Here is a 20,567-nt window from a genome sequence, read left to right on the forward strand (position 1 = left end):
GTCACTCGCACCCGTCGGCGTCGCCACGCCCGTACCCCTGGCAGCAGTCCGGCCGGTGCGCGTACACCCGCAGGTCCATGCCGCCGACCCGCTGGTGGTCGCCGGTCCGCTCGTACAGGCACGCCCGCCACACCACCGTGGCCCCGGACACCTGCACCCGCTGACCGCCGCCCGACCCGCCGAGCAGCACCACCCACTCCCCCGCCATGCCGCGCAGCGTAGCCGCAACATGAGGTGTTTACGCAGCTCAGGCGGGTTGCTGTGAGCTGTCCGGCAGGAGTCGGGGCGGTCCGGTCGCTCGGCGGGCCCGGTCAGCGCGCGGTGACCGCCGGGCGTCCCCGCCCGACCTGCTCGACCTGCTCGACAGTCTCCAGGACCTGTGGCACACCGAGTACCGCCAGCGCCGGGTGCACGCCGCCCTCCGCCGACACCGGTCCCGCCCCGGGTCGTACCGCGTCGGCCCGGCCCGGCGCGGCCGGGTCCTGCTTCCGGGCGGCCGGAGCGGGTCGCGGTTGCCGTTCCGCCATCGGCCCGGCCCAGAGGACCCGGTGCCACGGCCGGTCGACCGGCGGTCCCCACAGCGCCGGTGCCACCGGTCCGAAGAGCAGTACCGACGGTGTGCCGTATCCGGTGGCGAGGTGGCCGATGCCGGTGTCCCCGGCGACCACCAGCCGGCCGTGTGCGACCAGCGCGGCCAGCTCACCGACGTCGGTGCGCCCGGCCAGCACGGCCGACCCGGGCAGGCCGGCCCGGCCGGCGACCTCCTCGGCGAGGCCACGTTCGCCGGGTGAGCCGGTGACCACCACCCGGTGTCCCCGGCGGGTCAGTTCCCGGGCCACCGCCGCGAACCGGTCGGGCGGCCAGCGCCGCTCGGCGGCCTTCGCACCCGGGTGCACGATGCTGGCCCCGACGGGCAGACCGCCCGGCGCCGGCCGGTGCAGCGCCAGGTCGGACGGGTCGGTGGCGATGCCGTACCAGTCGAGCAGGCGGCACCAGCGGTCGACCTCGTGCTCGTCCGGCCGCCAGACCGGGCCCACGTGGTGTCCGGCCTCGGGGCAGGCGAAGGCCATCAGCTGCCGCGGCTGGGCGGCGCGCAGTAACCGGTGGGACTGCGGTCCCCGACCGTGCAGGTTCACCGCCACTTCCGGAGCCGCCGACGGCCACCGGTACGGGCCCAGGCCGTCGACGTCGAGCTGCTCGTCGATCCCGCCGACCAGCTCGACCAAGGGCCCGAGCCAGCGGGGTGCGGCAAGCACCAGCCGGTCTCCGGCGAAGGCGGTACGGAGAGCGCGGAGTGCCGGTACGGCGGTGGCGAGGTCGCCGATGCCGAGGGCGCGCAGCACCAGGATCACGGGTACGAACTCTCCCGGTCGGCGCAGACCACCAGCTCCCGTACGGCGCAGCCGGGCGGCTGGGAGAGCGCGAAGAGTACCGCGTCGGCGACGTGCCCGGGGTCGTTGAGTACCGCGTCCGCGCCGGGCCGGTACTGCTCGTCCCGGCCGTCGAAGAACGCGGTGCGCATGCCGCCCGGGACGAGCAGGGTGACCCCCACCGTGCCGGCCAGCTCGGCGGCGAGGGCCCGGGTGAAGCCGACGACCCCGAACTTCGCCGCGCAGTAGGCGGTGGCGTCGCTGACCGCCTTGACCCCGAGGGTGGAGGCGACGGTGACGACGGTGCCGTGCGAGCGTTCCAGCGCGGGCAGGGCGGCGCGGACGACCGCGGCGGTGGCGAACAGGTCGACCGTGACGACCCGTTCCCAGACCTCGGCCGGCACGTCGGCCAGCCGCCCGGGTGTGTCGACCCCGGCGGCGGTGACCACGCCGTCGAGGCCGCCGGCCTGCTCGGCGAGCTGCCGGGTGGCCCGCTCGGCGGCCCGGGTGTCGGCGAGGTCGCACTCGATCCACGGCACGCCGTCGGCCGGTGCCTGCCGGTCCAGCACGTACGGCCGTCCGCCGGCCTTCTGCACTGCGGTCACCACGGCGGCGCCGAGTCCGCTGGCGCCGCCGGTGACCAGGATCGCCTTGCCGGTCAGGTTGTTCATCGTCGTCCTTCCGCGAGTTGACGGCCGCCCGCCCGGGCGGCGGCGATGGTGCCGGTGGTGGAGCGGCCGTCGAGGTATGGCACGAGTACCGTCTGGCCGCCCCAGCGCCGTACCTGCTCGGCCTCGGGCAGGTCCGGCTGGTCGGGGTCGGCGCCTCGGGCGTAGTCGCCGCCCTTGACCCAGATGTCCGGGCGGAGCCAGGAGAGCACCGCCTGCGGTGTCGGCTCGTCGAAGATCACGACGGCGTCGACGCAGTCCAGGGCGGCCAGCAGGCCGGCCCGGTCGGCCTGCGGGGTGAGCGGTCGCCCCGGGCCCTTCAGCGCGGCGACGCTGCGGTCGGAGTTGAGGCAGACGACGAGGCAGTCGCCGAGCCGCCGGGCCGCCCGCAGGGTGGCCAGGTGGCCGGCGTGCAGGAGGTCGAAACAGCCGCCGGTGGCGACCACCGTCCCGCCGTTCGCCCGGATCCGGGTCAGCACGGCGGAGGCTGCCTCGCGGCCGCCAGCGTCGACCCCGGACACGCCGGCCGGCTGCCCGCCGCCCACCACCGCGCCTGCGGCATCGTGCACCCCACCCGGGCCGGCGTCGGCCGTCCTACCCGCGCCGGCTGCGTCGTCCGTCCCGGCCGCGGCGGCCGGTCCGGGAAGCCTGGCGGGTCCGCCGGCCGCGACATAGCTGGAGGCGACCCGGACCGCCTCCTCCACCGCCTCCGACAGCAGCGCCCCGTCGGCCAGAGCCGCTGCGGCGGCGACGGCGAACCGGTCACCGGCACCGCAGGTGTCGCCGGTCGCGGCCACCGGCGCGGGTACGACCAGCGGGGCCCCGCCGTTGTGGCAGAGCAGGCTGCCGTCGCCGCCCATCGTGACCGCGACCGCGGCGGCACGCCACCGGTCCCGCAGCAGCCGGGCCGCCCGGGCCGCCGCGGACAGTCGCGACCCCGAACCGGCGTCGCCGGTGAGCCGGAAAAGCTCCCCCTCGTTCGGGGTCACGAGGCGGCTGCCGGGCACCGCCGCCGCTCCGCGCGGGTGCGGGTCCCACACCACAGGTGCGGTGCTCCCGGCGAGTGCCTGGCGGATCGCCGACAGTCCGGCCACGCCACGCCCGTAGTCACTGACCAGGATCGCTCCCGCCCCGGCCAGGACCTCCAGCGCGGCGTCCGGCGGTTCGCCCGGAGGCTGGGCCGCACCGCCCCGGTCCAGCCGGAGCAGCGTCCGGCCGCCGGTCCGCAGCCGGATCTTCTCCGGAGTCGCGCCGGGCAGCGGCAGCGGATAGAGCCGTACGCCGGCGGCGGTGAGCAGCGCGGTCAGCCGAGCCCCGGCCGGGTCGTCGGCCAGCGCGGTGACCAGCGCCACGTCGTGCCCGTCGGCGGCGGCGAGCAGGGCGGCGAGCCCGGCCCCGCCCGGCCGGTCGGTGGCCGACTCCTCTGCCAGGACCGGCACCGGGGCGTCCGGGCAGAGCCGGTCGACCCGGCCGTCGACGTCCCGGTCCAGCAGCGTGTCGCCGACCACCACCAGTGGGCCGCTCACGAGCACGCCTCCTCGGTGGAGAGCACGGTGAGCAGCCGCCGCGCACCGGCGGAATCCCGCCCGTTCTGTGCTCTGGGCGGCGGCGCCGCACCGTCCCGGGCGGCGACCGGCCGGCCGTTGCCGTTGCCGGCGGGCCGCAGCCGGGACAGGGCCTGGTCGACGTACGAGCAGAGCAGGTGGGTGGAGACCAGGTGCAGTTCCTGCACCACCTGCGGTTCGGGCGACGGTACCGCCAGCACCTCGGCGCAGGCGTCGGCGAGCGGGTTGGGCGCCGGGCCGGTGAACGCCCAGCAGGTCAACCCCGCCCGCCGGCCGGCGTCGGCCGCCGCGAGCAGGTTCTCGCTGCGGCCGCTGGTCGACATCAGCAGCAGGACGTCGCCGGGCCGGCCGTGCGCCCGTACCTGCCGGGCGAAGACCTCGGCGAAGCCGTAGTCGTTGCCGATCGCGGTCAGTGAGGAGGTCTCGGCGGAGAGCGCGATCGCGGAGAGCGGGGCGCGGTCGTCGCGGAGCTTGCCGACGAGTTCGGCGGTGAGGTGCTGGGCCTCGGCGGCGCTTCCACCGTTGCCGGCGGCGAGCAGCCGCCCGCCGTCGGAGAGGATCCGGGCGAGCTGGCCGCCCCACCGGCTCAGCCGCCGGGCCGCGTCCCGGTAGCCGGGCAGGGCACGGGACAGCTGGGTCAGGTGCGCGTCGAGAAGCAACTGTTCGGACATCAGGCCACCGCCCCGCTGGTCTGGCGCGTACCGCAGACGGCGGTGTAGACGGCGCCGAGCCGCGCCGCCGTCCGGGTCCACGAGTAGCCGGTACGGATCCGTTCCACGGCGGCGAGGCCGTAGCGGCGGCGCCGGTCCGGGTCGGCCAGCAGGTGGCGCAGCACCGCGCCCAGCGTCTCCGGGTCACGGGGCGGTACGAGGTCGCCGGTGAGGTCGGGCACGACCGTGTCGGTGAGACCGCCGACGGCGGTGCCGAGCACCGGTACCCCGCAGGCCATCGCCTCCAGCGGAGTCAGCCCGAAGGGCTCGTACCAGGGGGTGGCGACGAGGATGTCGGCCGACCGGTACCAGCGCGGCATCTCCGCGCGGGGTACCGCCCCGACCAGGCGTACCCGGTCGGCGACCCCCTCGGACTCGGCCAGCGCACGCAGCCGGTTGGCGAACCCGTCCTCGGCGAGCCGGGCCGCCGGAGGACCGCCGATCAGCACGTACTCGGCATCGGGCACCGTCCGCAGCGCCCGGACGACGTCGAGGAAGCCCTTGCGTTCGACCAGCCGGCCCACGCCCAGCAGCCGGGGCCGGCCCGGCTCGCGGCTGGCGGCCGGACCGTCCGGGGTGAAGACGTCCGGGTTGACCCCCGACGGCACGACGCTGATGGCGGAGCCCGGGACGCCCATCCGGGTCAGTTCGGCCACCTCGTCGCGGCACTGCGCGACGACCCGGTCGACACCCCGGCCGAGCATCCGTTCGTATCTGATCCGCTGTGGCGGGCTGGTGTCGGCGGTGCCCTGGTGGCGGCGCTTGACGGTGCCGAGGGCATGGTAGGTCTGCACCACCGGCACCCCGGTCTGCCGGCCGGCGACGAGGGTGGCGAGACCACTCATCCAGAAGTGCGCGTGCGCCACGTCGGGCCGCCAGAGTCCGTCCTGCCAGTGTCGGACGAGCCAGCGGCCGAAGTCGGCCATGTACGGCAGCAGCTCGTCCTTCGGCACCGGCTCCGGTGGGCCGGCCGGCACGTGCAGCACGCTGACCCCGTCCCGCATCGGCACCACCGGGCCCTGGTGCGGCTGGTCGCGTCGGGTGTAGACGTGCACGTCGTGGCCCTGGTCGGCCAGGGCGGCGGCGAGTTCGGCGACGTGGGTGTTCTGGCCGCCGGCGTCCGGGCCGCCGAGTTCGGCGAGCGGACTGGCGTGTTCGGAGACCATCGCGATGCGCATCATTCCTCCTGAAGCAGTCGGTCCCAGTCCGCGAGGAACCGGTCGAGGCCGTAGCGGGCGGTGGCGGCGTGCCGGGCCCGTTCACCCATCGCCCGCGCGGCGGCCGGATCGTCGATCAGCCACGCGGCGGCCTCCCGCAGGGTGTCGAGGTTGGTGGAGAGGACCCCCGCCTCGGGCGGTACGGCGGCGACCGCCTCGGTGGTGGCCAGTACGACGACCGGCATCCCGATCGTCATCGCCTCCAGGAGGCTGAGCCCGAGCGACGTCCAGCGGCACAGGTGCAGGTAGGCCCGGCGTCGGGCGAGCTGCTCGTGCAGCCGCGCCTGGGGCAGGTCGTAGGTGCCGAGGCGGTCGCCGGACAGACCGACCGCCTCGGGGAGCGCGTCGACGCCCATCCCGAAGACGTCCAGCGGGGCCACCGTGGCGAAGTGCGGGAACAGGTCGGTCCCGGTGACCCGCCAGCGGCGGACGGGTTCGTTGGTCACCACCGCCAGCCGGTCGAGGCTGCCGTCGTACCGCACCGGGGGTGGGACGATGCCGTGCTCGATCACGGCGGTGCGGGTGGCGCCGGTGTCCCAGAACAGGGCGTTGAAGTGGGTGACGTGCGCGACGAGCAGGTCGTCGCGGTCGGCCATCGGGTGCCGGGTGTTCGGTACGTCGCCCTTCGGGGTGTTGTGCTCGACGTAGATCGCCGGCAGGTCCCGGCCGGGGCGCCGGCCCAGCCAGCGTTCGGCCAGCTCCAGTTCCTCCGGCCGTTGCAGGATCACCAGGTCGACCGGCTCGGTGGCGAGCCGCTCCGGGCGCAGTTCCCGCACCGTCGCCGGCCAGTCGTACGTCCGGGCCCGGCCGAGGCCGTACGGCCCCCGGTCCGGCGTGACCGGTACCAGGTAGCGGTGTTTGCCCTGGACGAACGCGGTGGTCCAGGAGCCGTGCACGTGCCACAGCAGGATGTTCACCCTGCTCCTCCTCCTGCTGTCGGGTTGCCGGGACCGGGACCGGAACCGGCCCCGGCCGACGGTCGTGGCGCCGACGGTCGGGATGCTGGCGGTCGGGGTGCGAGCAGGTCGACGGCGGCCACCACGGCGGCCGGGTCGAGTCCGGCCAGGCAGGGGTGGCCGGGCAGCGGGCAGACGCTGGCGCGGCTGTCCCGGCACCCGGCACCGGCGTCGCCGAGCCGCACCGCCGGTACCCGGTAGGGTGCCCACTGTCCGAACGGGACGGTGGGTGCGAAGAGGCTGACCACCGGTGTGCCGACCGCCGCGGCCAGGTGCGCCGGCCCGGTGTTGCCGACGACCAGACAGGCGGCGTGGGTCAGCAGCGTGGCCAGCTCGCCGAGCGAGGTACGGCCGCCGAGGTCGACGCCGCCGGCCGCCGCCACCCGTGCGGTCAGGTCCCGCTCCCCCGGGCCACCGGTGACCAGTACCCGGTGACCGGCGCGGGTGAGCGCGGCGACGATGTCGGCGCAGCGCTGCGGCGGGCAGGCCCGGGCCGGCACCGACGCACCGGGGTGCACGACCACGAAGCCGGCCGGCAGGTCCACGGGCGGTCGTCCGGGCAGCGCGTCGGCCCGCAGCCGCAGCGTGGGCTCGTCGCCGGCGGGCAACTCGAAACCGGCGGCAGCGGCCAGCGACAGCGCCCGCTCCGCCTCCGGCACCCCGGTCGGCACGCGGTGGCGCAGGTCCAGCAGGCTGCCCGGATAGTCGTCGCTGATCGCACCGACCAGGGGTACCCCGGCCATCCGCAGCAGCAGGGCCAGCGGCAGGGCGGACTGGTGGAAGGAGGTGAAGATCAGCGCCTGTTCCGCGTCCACGGCGGCGAGCCGGGCGGTCAGCTCGCGCATGCCGTCCGGCTCCACCGGGGCCGGTGACGGGTCGATCCAGGGCAGCGGCCACTCGATCAGCTCGTCGACGCCGGGCAGCAGCCGCGCGGCGGCCCGGCCACGGGGGCCGCAGAGCATGACGACTCGATCCGCACCTGCGGCTACCGCCCGGATCGCCGGCCCGGTGACCAGGACGTCCCCGGCCGAGTCGCTCCGCGCCACCAGCACCGTGCCCCGTCGCGCGCCGGCCCGGCGCGCCGCCGTCGACATCCGGCCGGTGGTCGACCCGGCGCGGAGCAGTGCCTGCCGGTGGAGCAGTTGGTCGACCGCGTCGGTCAGGTCGGCGGCGACCGCCGGGGCGGCCGCGACCTCCTCCGGTCGGGTCACCGGGGTCGGTACCAGGATCCCGGTGGCGCCGGCCGCGAGGGCGGCGGTCATGTCCCGGCCGATGTCGCCGATCACCACACAGCGGCGCGGGTCGGTGCCGAGCGCGCGGGCGGCGGCCTCGACGAGTCCGGGTGCCGGCTTGCGGCACCGGCAGCCGTCGCCGTCACCGTGCGGGCAGATCTGCCAGGTGTCGAAGGGGCCGAGCAGTTCCTCCACCCGGGCGTTGACCGAGGCCAGCTCGGCGGCGGTGAAGAGGCCACGGGCCAGTCCGGACTGGTTGGTGACCACGCCGAGTCGCAGTCCGGCGGCGCGCAGCCGGGCCAGTGCCGCCCCGGCGCCGGGCATCGGGCGTACCTTGTCCGGGTCTCCGTTGTAGGGCACGTCCTCGACCAGCGTGCCGTCGCGGTCGAGCAGTACGGCGTCGAAGAGAGGACCGGGCAGCCGTGCCGGCCTGGTCATCGCCGCCCACCGGGGTACCGCCGGAGCGGGCGTGGCAACTCGTCGCGGTGGCGCCACCAGCCCCGCAGCCAGTGGGCGACGGCGAGCGGCGGGATGACGGCGCTGGTCAGCAGCATCGTGCCGACCTCCGCCGGGGTACCCGGCCCGGGTGCGATCCGCGCGTATGCGAACCGGGCGGTACCGGCCAGCCAGGCGGCGCCGGCCAGGGCGGCGACGGTGGTGAGCGGGCGGTGCATCCGGGAGCCCTGTGCGGCCACGCCACCGGCCAGGCTGGCGGCGGCCAGCACCGCCGCGCCGGTCAGGGTCGCGTGCCGGTGTCGTCTTCCCACTGGTATGCCCAGTTCGGTCCGCCAGCCCGGGCCGTAGAGCCGGCGCAGCAGGGCGTCGTCGGCGTTGCCCCGCTGGGCGCGCAGGCTGATCCAGCGGCTCTCCGGTCGTACCGGGTGGCGGACGGTGCGGGTGCCCCGGAGCAGTCGCCAGCCTGCCAGCCGTACCCGGTGGGCCAGCTCCGCGTCCTCCCGGTAGGCCCGGGGGAACCGTTCGTCGAAGCCGCCGACGGCGGCGAGCGCGACCCGCCGGTAGGCCATGTCAGCGGTGATCCACTCGCCGTCGGCGAGGCCCGCCGTCACCCGTTCCCAGTCGGTCGGCCGGCGGTCGGCCGGCAGCGGCACCCGTATCTCGCCCTGCACCCCGCCGACCCGGTCCGGCACGGCGAGGTCCGTCCGGAGCCGCTCCAGCCAGTCCGCTGCCGGCAGCACGTCGTCGTCCAGGAACGCCACCCAGGGATGCCGGGCCGCCCGCCAGCCGAGGTTGCGGGCCGCCGCCGGGCCGGCGCCGCGGCCGCGCAACACCTTCGTGTACGGCGCGAGTGCCCCCGGTACGGCCAGCTCGGTACCGTCGGTGGGCCGGTCGTCGACCAGGAGGATCTCCAGTTCGGTGTTGTCGTGCACCTGCCGGGCGAGGATGTCGAGCAGGTCGGCGAGGCTGTCCCGGCCGAGGGTCGGCACGACGATGCTGATCACCGCCCTGCTCCCAGGTCGCCTCGGTGCACGGCGTACGGGCCGATGGCGAGCAGGTCGACCGGTGCCGAGCCGAAGAGTTCCATCGCCTCGCGCGGGGTGTCGACCATCGGCCGGCCGGCGGTGTTGAGGGAGGTGTTGACCACCACCGGCAGCCCGGTCCGGCGGTCGAACTCGGCCAGCATCTCGGCCACCAGCGGTTCGGTCCCCGGGTCGACGGTCTGCACCCGGGCGGTGCCGTCGACGTGCACCACCGCCGGGATCCGGTCCCGCCACTGCGGCGCGACCCGGTGCACGAAGAGCATGTACGGGCTGGGCAGTACGCCCTCGAAGATCTCGGCGGCCCGTTCGGCCCGGACCATCGGGGCGATCGGGCGGAACTGCTCCCGCCCCTTGACGTCGTTCATCCGGCGGGTGGTATCCGGGTCGCCGGGGTGGGCCAGCAGCGACCGGTGACCCAGCGCCCGTGGCCCGTACTCGCTGCGCCCCTGGAACCAGGCGACGATGCCGTTGTCGGCGAGTACCCGGGCCGCCTCGGCGGCGATCGAGTCGGGTCGCCGGTACGGCAGCGCCGCCCGGCGCAGTTCGGCCTCCAGTTCCTCGTCGGTCCAGCCCCGGCCGAGGTCGACCCCGGGCATCGGCGCGGTGGTGTCGCCGAGGACGCTGTCGAGGTGCAGCGCCGCGCCGAGCGCGGTCCCCGCGTCTCCGGCCGCCGGCTGCACCCACACCCGCTGGTAGGGGCCCTCGGCGGCGATGCGGGCGTTGGCCACGCAGTTCAGGGCGACCCCGCCGGCCATGGTCAGCGTGCCGGGGCCGTCGGCGGCGTCGTGCAGCCAGCGGGCCAGGTCGAGGATCACCTCTTCGAGCCGGGCCTGCACGCTGGCGGCGAGGTCGGCGTGCTCGCCGGTCATCTCCGCGTCCGGTGGGCGCGGCTTGGCCAGCGAGGCCCAGTCGATCCGGTCGACGGTGAAGCCGCCGTCGTCGGTCACCCGGACCAGTTCGCGCAGCAGCCCGAGGTGGCGGGGCTCGCCGTAGGAGGCGAGGGCCATCACCTTGTACTCGTCGCTGGAGTGCAGGAAGCCGAGGTGCCGGGTGAGGTCCTCGTAGAGCAGTCCCAGCGAGTGCGGCAGCTGCTGTGCGGCGAGCTGTTGCAGCCGCCCCTCGCGGTAGACCCCGCCGAGGTGGCTCGCGGTCTCGCCCCGGCCGTCGAGTACCAGCACCGCCGAGCCGGTCGCGCCGGCCGGGTCCGGGGGCGCGGCCAGCCCGGCCGAGGCCGCGTGCGCGACGTGGTGCGGCACGAACCGCACGATCTCCGGGTCGAGGCCGGGCAGCACCTCGGCGAGGAACTGCGGCGCTCGTTTGGCGTACTCGATCCGCAGCCAGTCCCACGGGTCGGTCAGGCCGAGCTGGCTGGCGTCCCGGCACAGGCCGGGGTCGAAGGAGTAGGCGACGGCGTCGAGGCTGGCGGCGTCCAACCCGGCCTGCCGCAGGCACCAGGCGGCGGAGAGTTCGGGCAGCTCCCAGGCGGAGAAGGGGACCGGCCGCTTTCCATGCTTGCGCCGGCTGAACCGCTCCTCCTCCGCTGCGGCCACCACCGTACCGTCCACGACCAGTGCGGCCGCCGGATCATGGAAGATCGCATTGATCCCGAGTACGCGCATGCGGGCGCTCCTACCCGGCTTGGGGTGCCCTCACACCGAAGATCAGCAACTTCCCGAAAGTGGTCGATGTCCTAATAGTCCGTTGGCTGATTCGGCTGTCCGGCCATCGCCACCGACCCGGGCTACGAGGCGCGGTGCTCCGGGTAGCCGTACAGGTCGAGCAGGCGGGTACGGGTGGCCTGGAGCCGGTCCAGCATCACGGCCATGAACCGGCGGTTCAGCTCGTACCCGAGCGTCGTGTCGTCCGCCATCAGGTGCCGTACCCCGGACGCGTCGAACTCGACGGCCCGGACCGGCTCCACCACCACCGCCCCGAACTGCCAGCGCTGCGGCGCGAAGAGCCAGGACCAGCCGAGCACGTCGCCGGCGCCGAGGGCCTCGATGACCACGTCGCCCCGGCCCGGCGTCGGCAGGTCCAGCACCACCTGTCCGGAGCGGAGCAGCCAGAAGCGCGTCGCGGAGCGCCCCGCCGCGAACAGCCGGTAGCCGCGATTGCGGTACACCGGATGCGCGTAGGCGGTGAGCCGGTCGAGCCAGGCCGGGGCCAGGCCGTCGAGGAAGGGCTGTTCGGCCAGCAGGTCGCGGGTGCTCGTCATGACTTCCCCAATCGCCGCTCGGGTACGCCGTTCCATCCGCCGGGCGGTTCCTCCCTCCATCACACACCGGCCGGCCGGAATCGGACAGGGCCGAAGGACCCACCGGTACGGGGACAGGGTCACCTACCGAACCGACCAACGACCCTACGCGGGAAGCCTCACGCACTGTTACGGTCGGTGCTAGGAGCCCGGTCAGCGAAAATTGTTCCGGGAAGTCCGGTTGGAGGAAGTCATGAACGCTCGTCCCATCATCGTCGGCTACGACGGGTCCGACGGCGCCGGCGCCGCCCTCGGCTGGGCCCTCGACGAGGCGGCCCGCACCGGCGCGCAGGTGACGCTGCTCTTCGCGTTCGAGTGGCCGGCCGTCGCGAGTACGGTCGCCCCACTGGCGACGACCTGGCCGGACCAGGGTGTCCGGGACGACGCGCAGAAGATGCTCGACGCCGCGATCCTCGACGCCTTCCAGACCCACCCGCAGGTGCACGTCACCCGCACCGTCGCGGACGGTCCGGCCGCGCTGCTGCTTCGGGAGCATTCCCGGGAGGCAGGCCTGCTGGTGCTGGGCAGCCGTGGGCACGGCGGCTTCACCGGTCTTCTCCTCGGCTCGACCAGCGTGGCCGTGACGGCGCACGCGCACTGCCCGGTCGTCGTGGTACGGGGCGAACGGGAACGGCCGGACGGGCCGGTCGTGGTCGGCGTGGACGGTTCGAGCTGCGCACTGCTGGCCCTCGAGTACGCCTTCGCGCAGGCGGCGGCCAATGGCGCCGAACTGCGGGTGGTCCGGGCGTACCAGCCGGTCGCCTCGGGCGGGCAGCCGTCCGGATCCGGCTCCGAGGAGCAGGCCGGTGCCGAGCGGGCCGAACTCGACGAGATACTCGCCGACGGGCGGCGCAGGTACCCGCAGGTCCAGGTGACCGTGGACGTTCTCCCCGGCCCGGCCGGTGGGGTCATGGTCGACGCGAGCCGGGACGCCCGACTGGTGGTCGTGGGCTCCCGGGGTCGCGGCGGCTTCGGCGGGCTGCTGCTCGGCTCGATCAGCCAGCAACTGCTGCACCACGCGCACTGCCCGGTCGCGGTGATCCGGGAACTTCCGACGACCACCGACTGAGCACGCGGTCGGGAGGCAGCGGCCGGTGGCCGGCACACCGCCGCGCCGGGCCTTGTCACCCGTCGGGTGGCCGGGTGACAAGGCTCGGGCGTGGATCAGCAGGACAGGTTGGCTCCGGCCGGCACGCCGAGGATGCCGACGAACTGCTGGTACCTGCTGACCCGGCTCTGCACCTGCCCGGGGTTGCCGCCGTTGCACTCGATCGAGCCGTTGATGCTGCGGATGGTCTCGCCGAACCCGGCGCCGGTGACCATCGCGTTGTGCGCGGTCATCCGGCCCGGACCGTTCTGGGTCATCCAGTACCAGATGGCGGTCTTCCAGGCCACCGCCGCGTCGTTCTGCACCAGCCAGGGGTTGGTCAGCAGCGGCAGGCCGAGGGCGTTCCCGGCGGCGTTGTAGTTGAAGTTCCAGCTCAGCTGGATCGGCCCGCGCCCGTAGTAGGCGGCCTGCCCGGCGGGGCAGCCGTAGGGCTGGCCGGCGTCACAGTAGTGCGGGTAGTTGGCGGTGTTCTGCTCCACGATGTGCACGAGCCCGCCGGTCTCGTGGTGCACGTTCGCCAGGAACGCGGCCGCCTCCTGGCGCTGGACGGTGGCGTTGCCGGTCCGGGTGAACGCCGGGTATGCGCTCAGGGCGGCGACCAGTCCGGAGTACGTGTAGAAGGAGTTGCGGCCCGGGAACATCTGGTTGAACTGCGCCTCGCTCACCGCGAAGCTGCCTCCCGGTGGCGGAGTGGTGCCGCCGCCGCAGGCACCGAGGTCCCGCCAGACGCCGGTGGTGCCCGGTGGCGCCTCGTTCTGGGTCCACCAGTTCGCCTGGTAGTTGCGACCGCCGTGGGAGACCTGGTCGCCTCCCCAGTAGACGGCCGAGGACTGCCACGGTGCCGCGCAGGCCGCTGCCGATGCCGGGCTCGACGGGATGACCGCCACGAGTCCGGCGGCGACGACCAGCGCCGCGAACGCGATCAGAGCGCGCAGTCTCGACATGGTCACTCCTTCCTGGGTACGTGCGGGCCGGTGGGCGCCGCACATCGATGGAGGTGACCGTAACACGTTCTGTTCACAAACCTTACTAATCTATCAGCATGCTTTACTAATAAGTCTGCTGACACGTGCGGGCGCGCGGGTGATTTCCTGCGACCACCGGCCGGACCACCCGGCCCGGTCAGCGCCGGGCAGGCTCCACCGGGCCGCCGGTACGCAGCGACTCGACGACCGCCTCGGCCGCCGCCACACCCCAGCACGCCTCCTCGACCGGCATCACGTCGGGCTCGCGCCGGCCCGCGAAGACCGCCAGGGCGTACCCCACCTCGCGGCGCAACGCCCCGCCGACCACGCCGTCCTCCTCCGGCCAGAGCGACAGGTCCGGAACCTGGACCCCGGCCGGGGTCCACTCCACCAGCGCGTCGCTGACCAGCCGAGCCTTGAGAATCCCGTCCAGGCCGAGCACCTCGACCTCGCCGACGATGGCGCCGTCCAGGGTCAACGGGCCGTCGTCCAGGGTGCCCGGGGCGGCCGCCGGCACCAGCCAGGCGGACTCCACCGTCGCGATCACCCCGTTGTCGAACTCGAGAAGGGCACTGACCACACTGGGCGCCGCGTCGCCGGCCGCACCGCTGCACATCGCCGTCACTCGGCGTACCGGGGTACGGGCGAACGAGATCGCCAGGTCGATGTCGTGGATGCAGGATTCCCAGACCGGATGCACCCGGTCGCCGAAGCTGAGGAACCAGGCGCGGCTGAAGTCCCGGCGCAGCCGCAGCGCGCAGGGTGTGCCGACCGCGCCCCGCTCGACGCCGGCCCGCATCCGGGCCATCGGCGCGGTGAACCGGGAGATGTGGCCCGCCACGACCTGCCGCTGGTGCGCGGCGGCGGTGTCGGCCACCCGCCACGCGTCCACGCTCGACAGGGCCAGCGGCTTCTCGACGAAGACATGGCTCCCCGCCTCCAGGGCGGTCAGGGCCAGCCCGACGTGTGACGCCTCGTCGGAGGCGATCACCACGACGTCCGGGTGGATCCGGTCGAGCAGCGCGGCGAGGTCGCTCCCGGTCTCCTCCACCCGGTGCGCCCGGGCCACCTCGGCGAGCCGACCGGGGTCCGGGTCGGCCAGGCCGACGAGCCGGGCGCCGGCCTCGGTCCAGACCCGGGCGTGCAGGGCGCCGAACCGGCCCACACCGGCGATGGCGACGGTCGGTCCGGTCATGGCTTCCTCCCGAGGATGGTGCTGGACGGTTCGTGCGCGCCGGAACCAGGGCTTCCAGCAGCGGCGGCGCCTTCGCTGCGGCCGGTCGGACCGGCCGGGCCGGGGCCGGTGGACCCGGCCGGATCGCCTGGGCCGGGGCCGGTGAGCAGGTCGAGGGTGGACGGCTCCTTCGCGCCGTGCCCGGTGAGCACCGCGACGGCCCGCGACCCCGCCGGAACGGCGGAACCGTGCAGGGCCGCCACGGCGGCGGCCGCCGCCGGCTCCACGAAGAGCCCTCGGCGGGCGAGCGCGCGACCCGCCTCGGCGATCGCCGGTTCGTCGACGGCGACGAGGGCGCCGGCACTGTCCCGGACGGCGGCCAGGGTGAGCAGGCCCTCGTCCTCGTAGCCGCGCAGCGCGTCGGCGATCGCGGTCGCGGCGGTCGGGGCGACCGCGAGCGGCTCGCGCAGCGACGACTCCCAGTCCGCCGAGCCCCAGGCGCGGACCAGGGGCGCACACGCCTCGGCCTGCACCCCGACCATCCGGGGCAGGCCGGCCGTCACGCCCGCGTCCCGCAGGTCGGTGAAGCCGAGCCAGATGCCGCGCAGCAGCGGACCCGCCCCGACCGGTACCACCACCACCTCGGGTACGCCGCCGAGATCCTCGACGAGTTCGGCCGCGATCGGCCGGTACGCCTCGGTCAGCAGCGGGTTCCGGTACGTGGTGGTGACGTTGAGCCAGCCCTCGTGCTCGGCGCGGGTCGCCGCGGCGTACGCGTCGCTGTAGTGGCCGTCGACCAGCTCCACCTCCGCACCGTGCGCCCGGGCGGTCTGCACCTTCGCCCCCGCGTTCGAGCCGGTGGCGCAGAAGACCCGGCAGCGCAGTCCCGCCGCCGCCGCGTAGCTGGCGGCCGAGACGGCGGCGTTGCCGGTCGAGGCGAGGACCAGACCCTCCAGTCCCCGGTCCAGCGCGGCGGAGGCGGCCAGCGCCATCGCCCGGTCCTTGAACGAGAGCGACGGGTTGAGCGACTCGAGCTTGACGTGCGCGTCGACACCGTCGAGCCGCAACGGCAGCAGGGGCGTCGCACCCTCGCCGAGGGTGACGGCGTGCCCGGCCCGGGGCAGCATCCCGGCGTACCGCCACAGTCCGCTCCCGGAGCCGGGCCGGCAGGCGGCGGCGGAGACCGGGGCCAGCTCCAGCACCAGCGGCGATCCGCAGGCCGGGCAGCGGTAGGCGGGAAAGCCGGTGCTCCGGTCACACCGGAGACAGCCGACGGTGAAGTCCCTCATGGTGCCGCCACCGGTGTCGACGGTGACTCCGCTGGCGCCGACGGTGGCTCCGCCGGTGCCGGACGCGGTTGCGGGGTCCGGTCGGCCGGGTCGGCCTGCGGGTCGGCGGTGGCCTGGGTCGGTGCACCCGGCCAGCCGAGCTGGCCGGAGAGGTCCGCCGCGGCCGCCCGGACCTGCGGGCCGAGCCGGCCGGCGGCCCCGGCGTCGAACCGGGTCGCCGGGGCCGAGATGCTCAGCCCGGCGACGACGTGGCCGGTGTGGTCGAAGACCGGGGCCGCGACGCAGCAGATGCCGAGTTCGCTCTCCTGGATGTCCCGGGCGTAGCCGTCGACCCGTACCCCGGCCAGCAGCGCGTCGACCTCGGCACGGTCCAGCCGTTCGCCGGAGAGCCGCTGGTGCGCGTCGACCACCTCGTCCACGACGTGCGCCGGTGAGTGGGCGAGGATGGCCCGGCCGATCGCGGTGGTCAGCGCCGGGTTGGTCTGGCCGACCCGGCTGTGCATCCGGACCCGGGACGGACTGTCGATCTTCTCGATGTAGACGACGTGCACCAGGGCGAGTACGCCGAGGTGGCAGGTCTCGCCGGTAAGCGCCGAGAGCGGCCGCATCACCCCCAGCGCCTCCTGCCGCAGGTCGAGCCCGTCCAGATAGGAGCGGGCCAGCGTCATCGTGCCGGCGGCCAGCGCGTACCGGCCGTCGGCGGTCTCCCGGACCAGCGCGGTGCCGCGCAGCACACCGAGCATCCGGTGCAGGGTGGTGGCCGGAATCTCGGTCGCCTTGACGAGTTCGGTCAGCGACGCCCCCGAGGGGCTCTCCGCCAGCGCCGCCAGCACCGCCACGGTCCGTTCGACCGCCCGCAGACCGTCGGGTTTCCGCTCGTTGTTGACCATCTTCATGCCCTCATCCCGGCGTCGGTCTCCAGCGGGCGCACCGACAGCATCCGCTGCGCCATAGCACAGTAGACCTCGGCCGCGCCGCGTAGCTGGTCGACGAGCACCCACTCGGCCAGGGAGTGTGCCTGGGCGATGTCGCCCGGTCCGCAGACCGCCGCCGGAGTGCCGGTGGCGGCGAGCAGCGCGGCATCGGTCCAGAACTGCAACCCGACCGGCTCGGGGTCGGCGGCGACGGCGCAGAGCATCCGCAGGTGCGGGTCGTCGGGCGGGCAGTCCAGCGGGGCGTGCACGAAGGTCGACGTACCGGCCATCTCCTCGACCGTCGCGTCCACCCGGGAGTCCGCCCGGCGCAGCTCCGCCACGACCTCGCGCAGCTCGGCGAGTATCTCGTCGTGCCGCTCCGACGGCAGCCACCGGCGGTCGAGTTGCACGACGCAGGAGGCGGGAACCATCGGCGGGCGGTCGCCACCGGCCACCACCCCGACGTTGACGGTCGCGGGCCCGAGCAGCGGATGACGGCGCCGGTCGAGCCGGGGTACCAGGTCCCGCTCGACCGCCGCGATGAACCGGGCCGCGTGGTAGACGGCGTTGACCCCGTCCTGCGGCACGCTGCCGTGCGTGGCGACGCCCCGGAACGTCGCCTGCGCCCACATCGCGCCCTTGTGCGCCCGCCCGACCCGCAGCATCGTCGGCTCGCCGACGATCGCGAAGTCGGCGCGTACGCCGGCCTCCACCAGCGCCCGCATTCCCGGGCTGCCGTTCTCCTCCCCGGCCACCCCGGTCAGCAGCAGTTCGCCGTCGAACGTGACGTCCGGGGCGGCGAGCAGCTCGACGACGGCGATCATCGCCGCGAGCGCGCCCTTCATGTCGACGGCGCCCCGGCCCCAGAGCCGGCCGTCGGCGACCCTGGGCCGCAGCGCGTCCGGCATGCCGTACGGCGGCACGGTGTCCAGGTGGGCGTTGAGCATCAGGGTCGGGCCGGGGCGGGTGCCGGGTACCCGGGCGATCACGTTCGCCCGGTCGCCCCGCACCGGTTGCAGCCGCACCTCGGCGCCGCAGCCGCGCAGCCGGTCGGCGAGGTAGTCGGCGACCGCGCGCTCCTGCCCGGGATGGTCCTGGTGGCCCTCGATCGCGATCAGCCGGGCGGCCTCCGCCAGCACCGCTTCCGGGTCGATCCGCCCGATCATGCGGCACCACCGGTGAGGGCCGGGTCGCGGTGCAGTTCGGCGACGGCCGCCGAGGCGGCGGTGTAGCGGTGCCGGGCCTGCCGGTAGGCGGCACGGTGCTCGTCCGGGGCGGTCAGCGGCGCGCTGTCGTCGAGCACCGCGCAGGCGGCGGCGACGTCCGGCCAGATCCCGGCGCCGATCCCGGCCAGCGCGACGGCGCCACGTGGCGAGGCGTCCTGGCCGAGCCGTCGTACCGGCGCGTCGCAGGCGGCGGCGAACGCCTCGCACCAGACCTGCGAGCGGGTCACCCCGCCGCCGACCCGGATCTCGGTCGCGGCACCGGCGCCGTCGAGGAGTTGCGCCACGGCCGCCGCACAGGCGTACGCGACGCCCTCCAGCGCGGCCCGGGCGATGTCGGCGGGTCCGTGTTCCGGAGCGGCACCGAGCAGCGCGGCCCGGACCGCCGGGTCGTGGATCGGGGCGCTGGCGCCGAGCAGGTACGGCAGGAAGGTCAGTCCTGCGGCGCCGGGGCGGCTCTCCCGGGCCAGCCGGTCCGCCGTGCCGTCCGGCACCTCCGGGGCGCCACCGGCGAGCAGGTTCCGCTCGGCCCAGCGGATCGCCAGTCCGGCCGCGTACGAGGAGACCATGCCGAGGAAGCCGTCCTCGCCGGCCCGGGCGAAGACGAACCGGTCGACGCCGGCCCGCGGCTCGGCTACCGGGGTGACGATCTGGGCGGCCGTGCCGACGTTGACGTAGACCCGGCCGTCGGCGACCGCCCCGGCACCGAGCGCGGCGCAGGAGACGTCGCCGCCGCCGGCCACCACCGGGGTACCGGCGGGCAGTCCGGTCGCCTCGGCCGCCTCGGGTCGGACCGTCCCGACGATCTCCGCCGAGCCCTGCACCCGGGGCGCCAGCCGCTCGTCTGCCCCGCAACTGGCCCACAACCGGGGCTCCCACCGGCGCCGACCCACGTCGTAGAGCAGGGTGCCGGCCGCGTCGGTGGGGTCGGTGCCCCAGTCGCCGGTGAGGTGGTGCCGCAGCACGTCCTTCGGCTGGACCATCCGGACGGCCCGGCGTACCGCCTCGGGTTCGTGCCGGACCAGCCAGGCGAGCTTGGGGGCGCTGAACGCCTCGACCACCGGGTTGCCGGTCAGCTCGCCGAAGAGGTCCCCGCGCTCGCGCAGGTCCCGCACCTCGGCGACGGCCCGCCGGTCCGCCCAGGTCATCGCCGGCCGTACCGGACGGTCCCGGTCGTCGAAGAGCGCCACCGCGTGCATGTGGCCGCTCAGCCCGACCCCGGCCACCGCGCCGGGGTCGAGGTCGGCGAGCGCCTCCCGGACCGCGCCGGCCGCCGCGCGCCACCAGTCGGCCGGGTCCTGCTCGTGCCGGCCCGGCCGGCCGGTGTCCGACGGGTAGTCCCGGTAGGACCGGGCCGCCGTGGCGCCGGTCGCGGCGTCGACGGCCACCACCTTCACCCCGGTGGTACCCAGGTCGATGCCGACCAGCAGGGCGTTGCCCGGTACGGCGCCGGTCAACGGCTGCGCCGGGGGACGAAGCCGAACTCCATCAGGTATTCGAGGGACTCCTCCGCGACCCGGTCGAAGTCGGCGAGCCCCACCCCGGCCGGCTCGCCGACGCCGATGTTGCCGCCGACCTGCCAGCCCTCCCACTCGACGCTGACGTACCCGTCGAAGTTGATCTCCGCGAGCGCCTCGTACGTCTCCCGGAAGTCGACCAGCCCGCCGCCGAACCAGATGTGGTTGCAGTGCACGATCGTCGGCAGCCCGACCTCGTCCTTGATCTGCACGATGTCGATGTACGGGCCGAGCCGCTTGATCGCCTGCTTGACGTTCATGAACGGCTTCACCGCGACGTAGAAGGCCCCGGTGTCCATCGTCATCCGCAGGTTGCTCGCGCCGACCTCGTCGAACATCCGCTCGATCAGCTCGACCCGGTTGAGGATGGTGCCCTGCAACAGTTCGATGCTGACGTTGAGCCCGAGCGTCGACGCGTGCGCCGCCACCTCGGTGATCGCCTCCCGGCACTGCCGCCAGGCGTCCTTGCGGCTGAGCAGGACGTTCAGCGGCGGGTCGTAGTAGCCGTCGCCGATCAGCGTGCAGACCGACTTCGCGCCGAGTACGGCCGCCGCGTCGAGGGCCTTCTTGAACGACTCGATGCCGCGCTCCCGGTCGAACTCCCGGGGGCTGACGAACGTGGTGTGGTGGCCGAGGTAGCCGATGTCGATGCCGACCCGCTCCGCCGTGGCCCGCACGTCCCGCAACTGCTGGTCGTACTCGGCCTTCGGCGCCTCCAGCAGCTTCGCGAAGATGAAGTCGACACCGTCGTAGCCGTACTTCGCGGTCTGCTCCACGCACCAGGTCGCCGGCTTGTCCCCCCAGGAGTTCCAGGCCGGGCCGGCGGCCTCCAGCCGGCCCCAGGGCATGTTCGGCCAGACCTCAAAACTGATCTTCACCGGGTCTCTTCCCTTCCTCAGGTGTGCG

General features: G+C 74.8%; 19 protein-coding genes. 1 reads left to right on the forward strand and 18 read right to left on the reverse strand.

Features of this window, described 5'->3' with window-relative positions; all coding sequences use genetic code 11:
* Position 1: 1 nt before the first annotated feature.
* The 11 genes from V1634_RS27235 to V1634_RS27285 all read right to left on the reverse strand — a co-directional run bounded on the left by V1634_RS27235 (position 2) and on the right by V1634_RS27285 (position 11,432).
* A complete protein-coding gene (locus tag V1634_RS27235) occupies positions 2–208 on the reverse strand; it encodes a hypothetical protein (RefSeq protein ID WP_331208364.1) in 207 nt (68 codons plus the stop codon).
* Positions 209–311: 103 nt separating this feature from the next.
* Complete coding sequence (locus tag V1634_RS27240; protein ID WP_331208365.1) at positions 312–1,352, reverse strand: glycosyltransferase family 9 protein; 1,041 nt, start codon at positions 1,350–1,352, stop codon at positions 312–314.
* Positions 1,349–2,041 (reverse strand): SDR family oxidoreductase, encoded by a 693-nt coding sequence (locus V1634_RS27245; protein WP_331208366.1) that lies wholly within the window; start codon positions 2,039–2,041, stop codon positions 1,349–1,351. Before V1634_RS27245 ends, V1634_RS27240 begins: the two co-directional genes overlap by 4 nt.
* Entirely contained in the window at positions 2,038–3,564 is a 1,527-nt protein-coding gene (locus tag V1634_RS27250; protein ID WP_331208367.1) for a PfkB family carbohydrate kinase, read from the reverse strand. The genes V1634_RS27245 and V1634_RS27250 overlap by 4 nt, the downstream gene beginning before the upstream one ends.
* A complete protein-coding gene (locus tag V1634_RS27255) occupies positions 3,561–4,274 on the reverse strand; it encodes a D-sedoheptulose-7-phosphate isomerase (RefSeq protein ID WP_407951783.1) in 714 nt (237 codons plus the stop codon). Before V1634_RS27255 ends, V1634_RS27250 begins: the two co-directional genes overlap by 4 nt.
* Positions 4,274–5,491: a glycosyltransferase gene (locus V1634_RS27260; RefSeq protein ID WP_331208368.1), complete on the reverse strand. Its 1,218-nt coding sequence runs from the start codon at positions 5,489–5,491 to the stop codon at positions 4,274–4,276. Before V1634_RS27260 ends, V1634_RS27255 begins: the two co-directional genes overlap by 1 nt.
* On the reverse strand, positions 5,491–6,447 hold the full coding sequence (locus tag V1634_RS27265; protein ID WP_331208369.1) for a glycosyltransferase: 957 nt from the start codon (positions 6,445–6,447) through the stop codon (positions 5,491–5,493). Before V1634_RS27265 ends, V1634_RS27260 begins: the two co-directional genes overlap by 1 nt.
* Positions 6,444–8,156: an HAD-IIIA family hydrolase gene (locus tag V1634_RS27270; protein WP_331208370.1), complete on the reverse strand. Its 1,713-nt coding sequence runs from the start codon at positions 8,154–8,156 to the stop codon at positions 6,444–6,446. The genes V1634_RS27265 and V1634_RS27270 overlap by 4 nt, the downstream gene beginning before the upstream one ends.
* Entirely contained in the window at positions 8,153–9,178 is a 1,026-nt protein-coding gene (locus V1634_RS27275; RefSeq protein WP_331208371.1) for a glycosyltransferase family 2 protein, read from the reverse strand. Before V1634_RS27275 ends, V1634_RS27270 begins: the two co-directional genes overlap by 4 nt.
* A complete protein-coding gene (locus V1634_RS27280) occupies positions 9,175–10,836 on the reverse strand; it encodes a carbamoyltransferase family protein (RefSeq protein ID WP_331208372.1) in 1,662 nt (553 codons plus the stop codon). Before V1634_RS27280 ends, V1634_RS27275 begins: the two co-directional genes overlap by 4 nt.
* A 122-nt stretch (positions 10,837–10,958) precedes the next feature.
* Positions 10,959–11,432 (reverse strand): Crp/Fnr family transcriptional regulator, encoded by a 474-nt coding sequence (locus V1634_RS27285; RefSeq protein ID WP_331208373.1) that lies wholly within the window; start codon positions 11,430–11,432, stop codon positions 10,959–10,961.
* 232 nt (positions 11,433–11,664) lie between these two features.
* Between V1634_RS27285 and V1634_RS27290 the strand changes: the two genes are divergently transcribed.
* Positions 11,665–12,540, forward strand: a complete 876-nt coding sequence (locus tag V1634_RS27290) for a universal stress protein (protein WP_331208374.1) — start codon at positions 11,665–11,667, stop codon at positions 12,538–12,540.
* Positions 12,541–12,635: 95 nt separating this feature from the next.
* On the opposite strand, the gene V1634_RS27295 is transcribed toward V1634_RS27290, so the two are convergent.
* From V1634_RS27295 to V1634_RS27325, 7 genes are all read right to left on the reverse strand, one after another.
* Positions 12,636–13,523: a glycoside hydrolase family 19 protein gene (locus tag V1634_RS27295; RefSeq protein WP_331208375.1), complete on the reverse strand. Its 888-nt coding sequence runs from the start codon at positions 13,521–13,523 to the stop codon at positions 12,636–12,638.
* Positions 13,524–13,701: 178 nt separating this feature from the next.
* Entirely contained in the window at positions 13,702–14,739 is a 1,038-nt protein-coding gene (locus V1634_RS27300) for a Gfo/Idh/MocA family protein (protein ID WP_331208376.1), read from the reverse strand.
* Positions 14,736–16,007 (reverse strand): pyridoxal-phosphate dependent enzyme, encoded by a 1,272-nt coding sequence (locus tag V1634_RS27305; protein WP_331208377.1) that lies wholly within the window; start codon positions 16,005–16,007, stop codon positions 14,736–14,738. Before V1634_RS27305 ends, V1634_RS27300 begins: the two co-directional genes overlap by 4 nt.
* Positions 16,004–16,903 (reverse strand): IclR family transcriptional regulator, encoded by a 900-nt coding sequence (locus V1634_RS27310; RefSeq protein WP_331210725.1) that lies wholly within the window; start codon positions 16,901–16,903, stop codon positions 16,004–16,006. The genes V1634_RS27305 and V1634_RS27310 overlap by 4 nt, the downstream gene beginning before the upstream one ends.
* Positions 16,900–18,087, reverse strand: a complete 1,188-nt coding sequence (locus tag V1634_RS27315) for a M20 family metallopeptidase (RefSeq protein WP_331209110.1) — start codon at positions 18,085–18,087, stop codon at positions 16,900–16,902. Before V1634_RS27315 ends, V1634_RS27310 begins: the two co-directional genes overlap by 4 nt.
* Positions 18,084–19,601, reverse strand: coding sequence for a xylulokinase (locus tag V1634_RS27320; RefSeq protein ID WP_331209109.1), 1,518 nt, complete (start codon positions 19,599–19,601; stop codon positions 18,084–18,086). The genes V1634_RS27315 and V1634_RS27320 overlap by 4 nt, the downstream gene beginning before the upstream one ends.
* Entirely contained in the window at positions 19,598–20,539 is a 942-nt protein-coding gene (locus tag V1634_RS27325) for a sugar phosphate isomerase/epimerase family protein (protein ID WP_101365630.1), read from the reverse strand. The genes V1634_RS27320 and V1634_RS27325 overlap by 4 nt, the downstream gene beginning before the upstream one ends.
* Between the last annotated feature and the right edge of the window lie 28 nt (positions 20,540–20,567).

The organism is Plantactinospora veratri (assembly GCF_036421995.1).
In the GTDB taxonomy this organism is placed as follows: domain Bacteria; phylum Actinomycetota; class Actinomycetes; order Mycobacteriales; family Micromonosporaceae; genus Plantactinospora; species Plantactinospora veratri.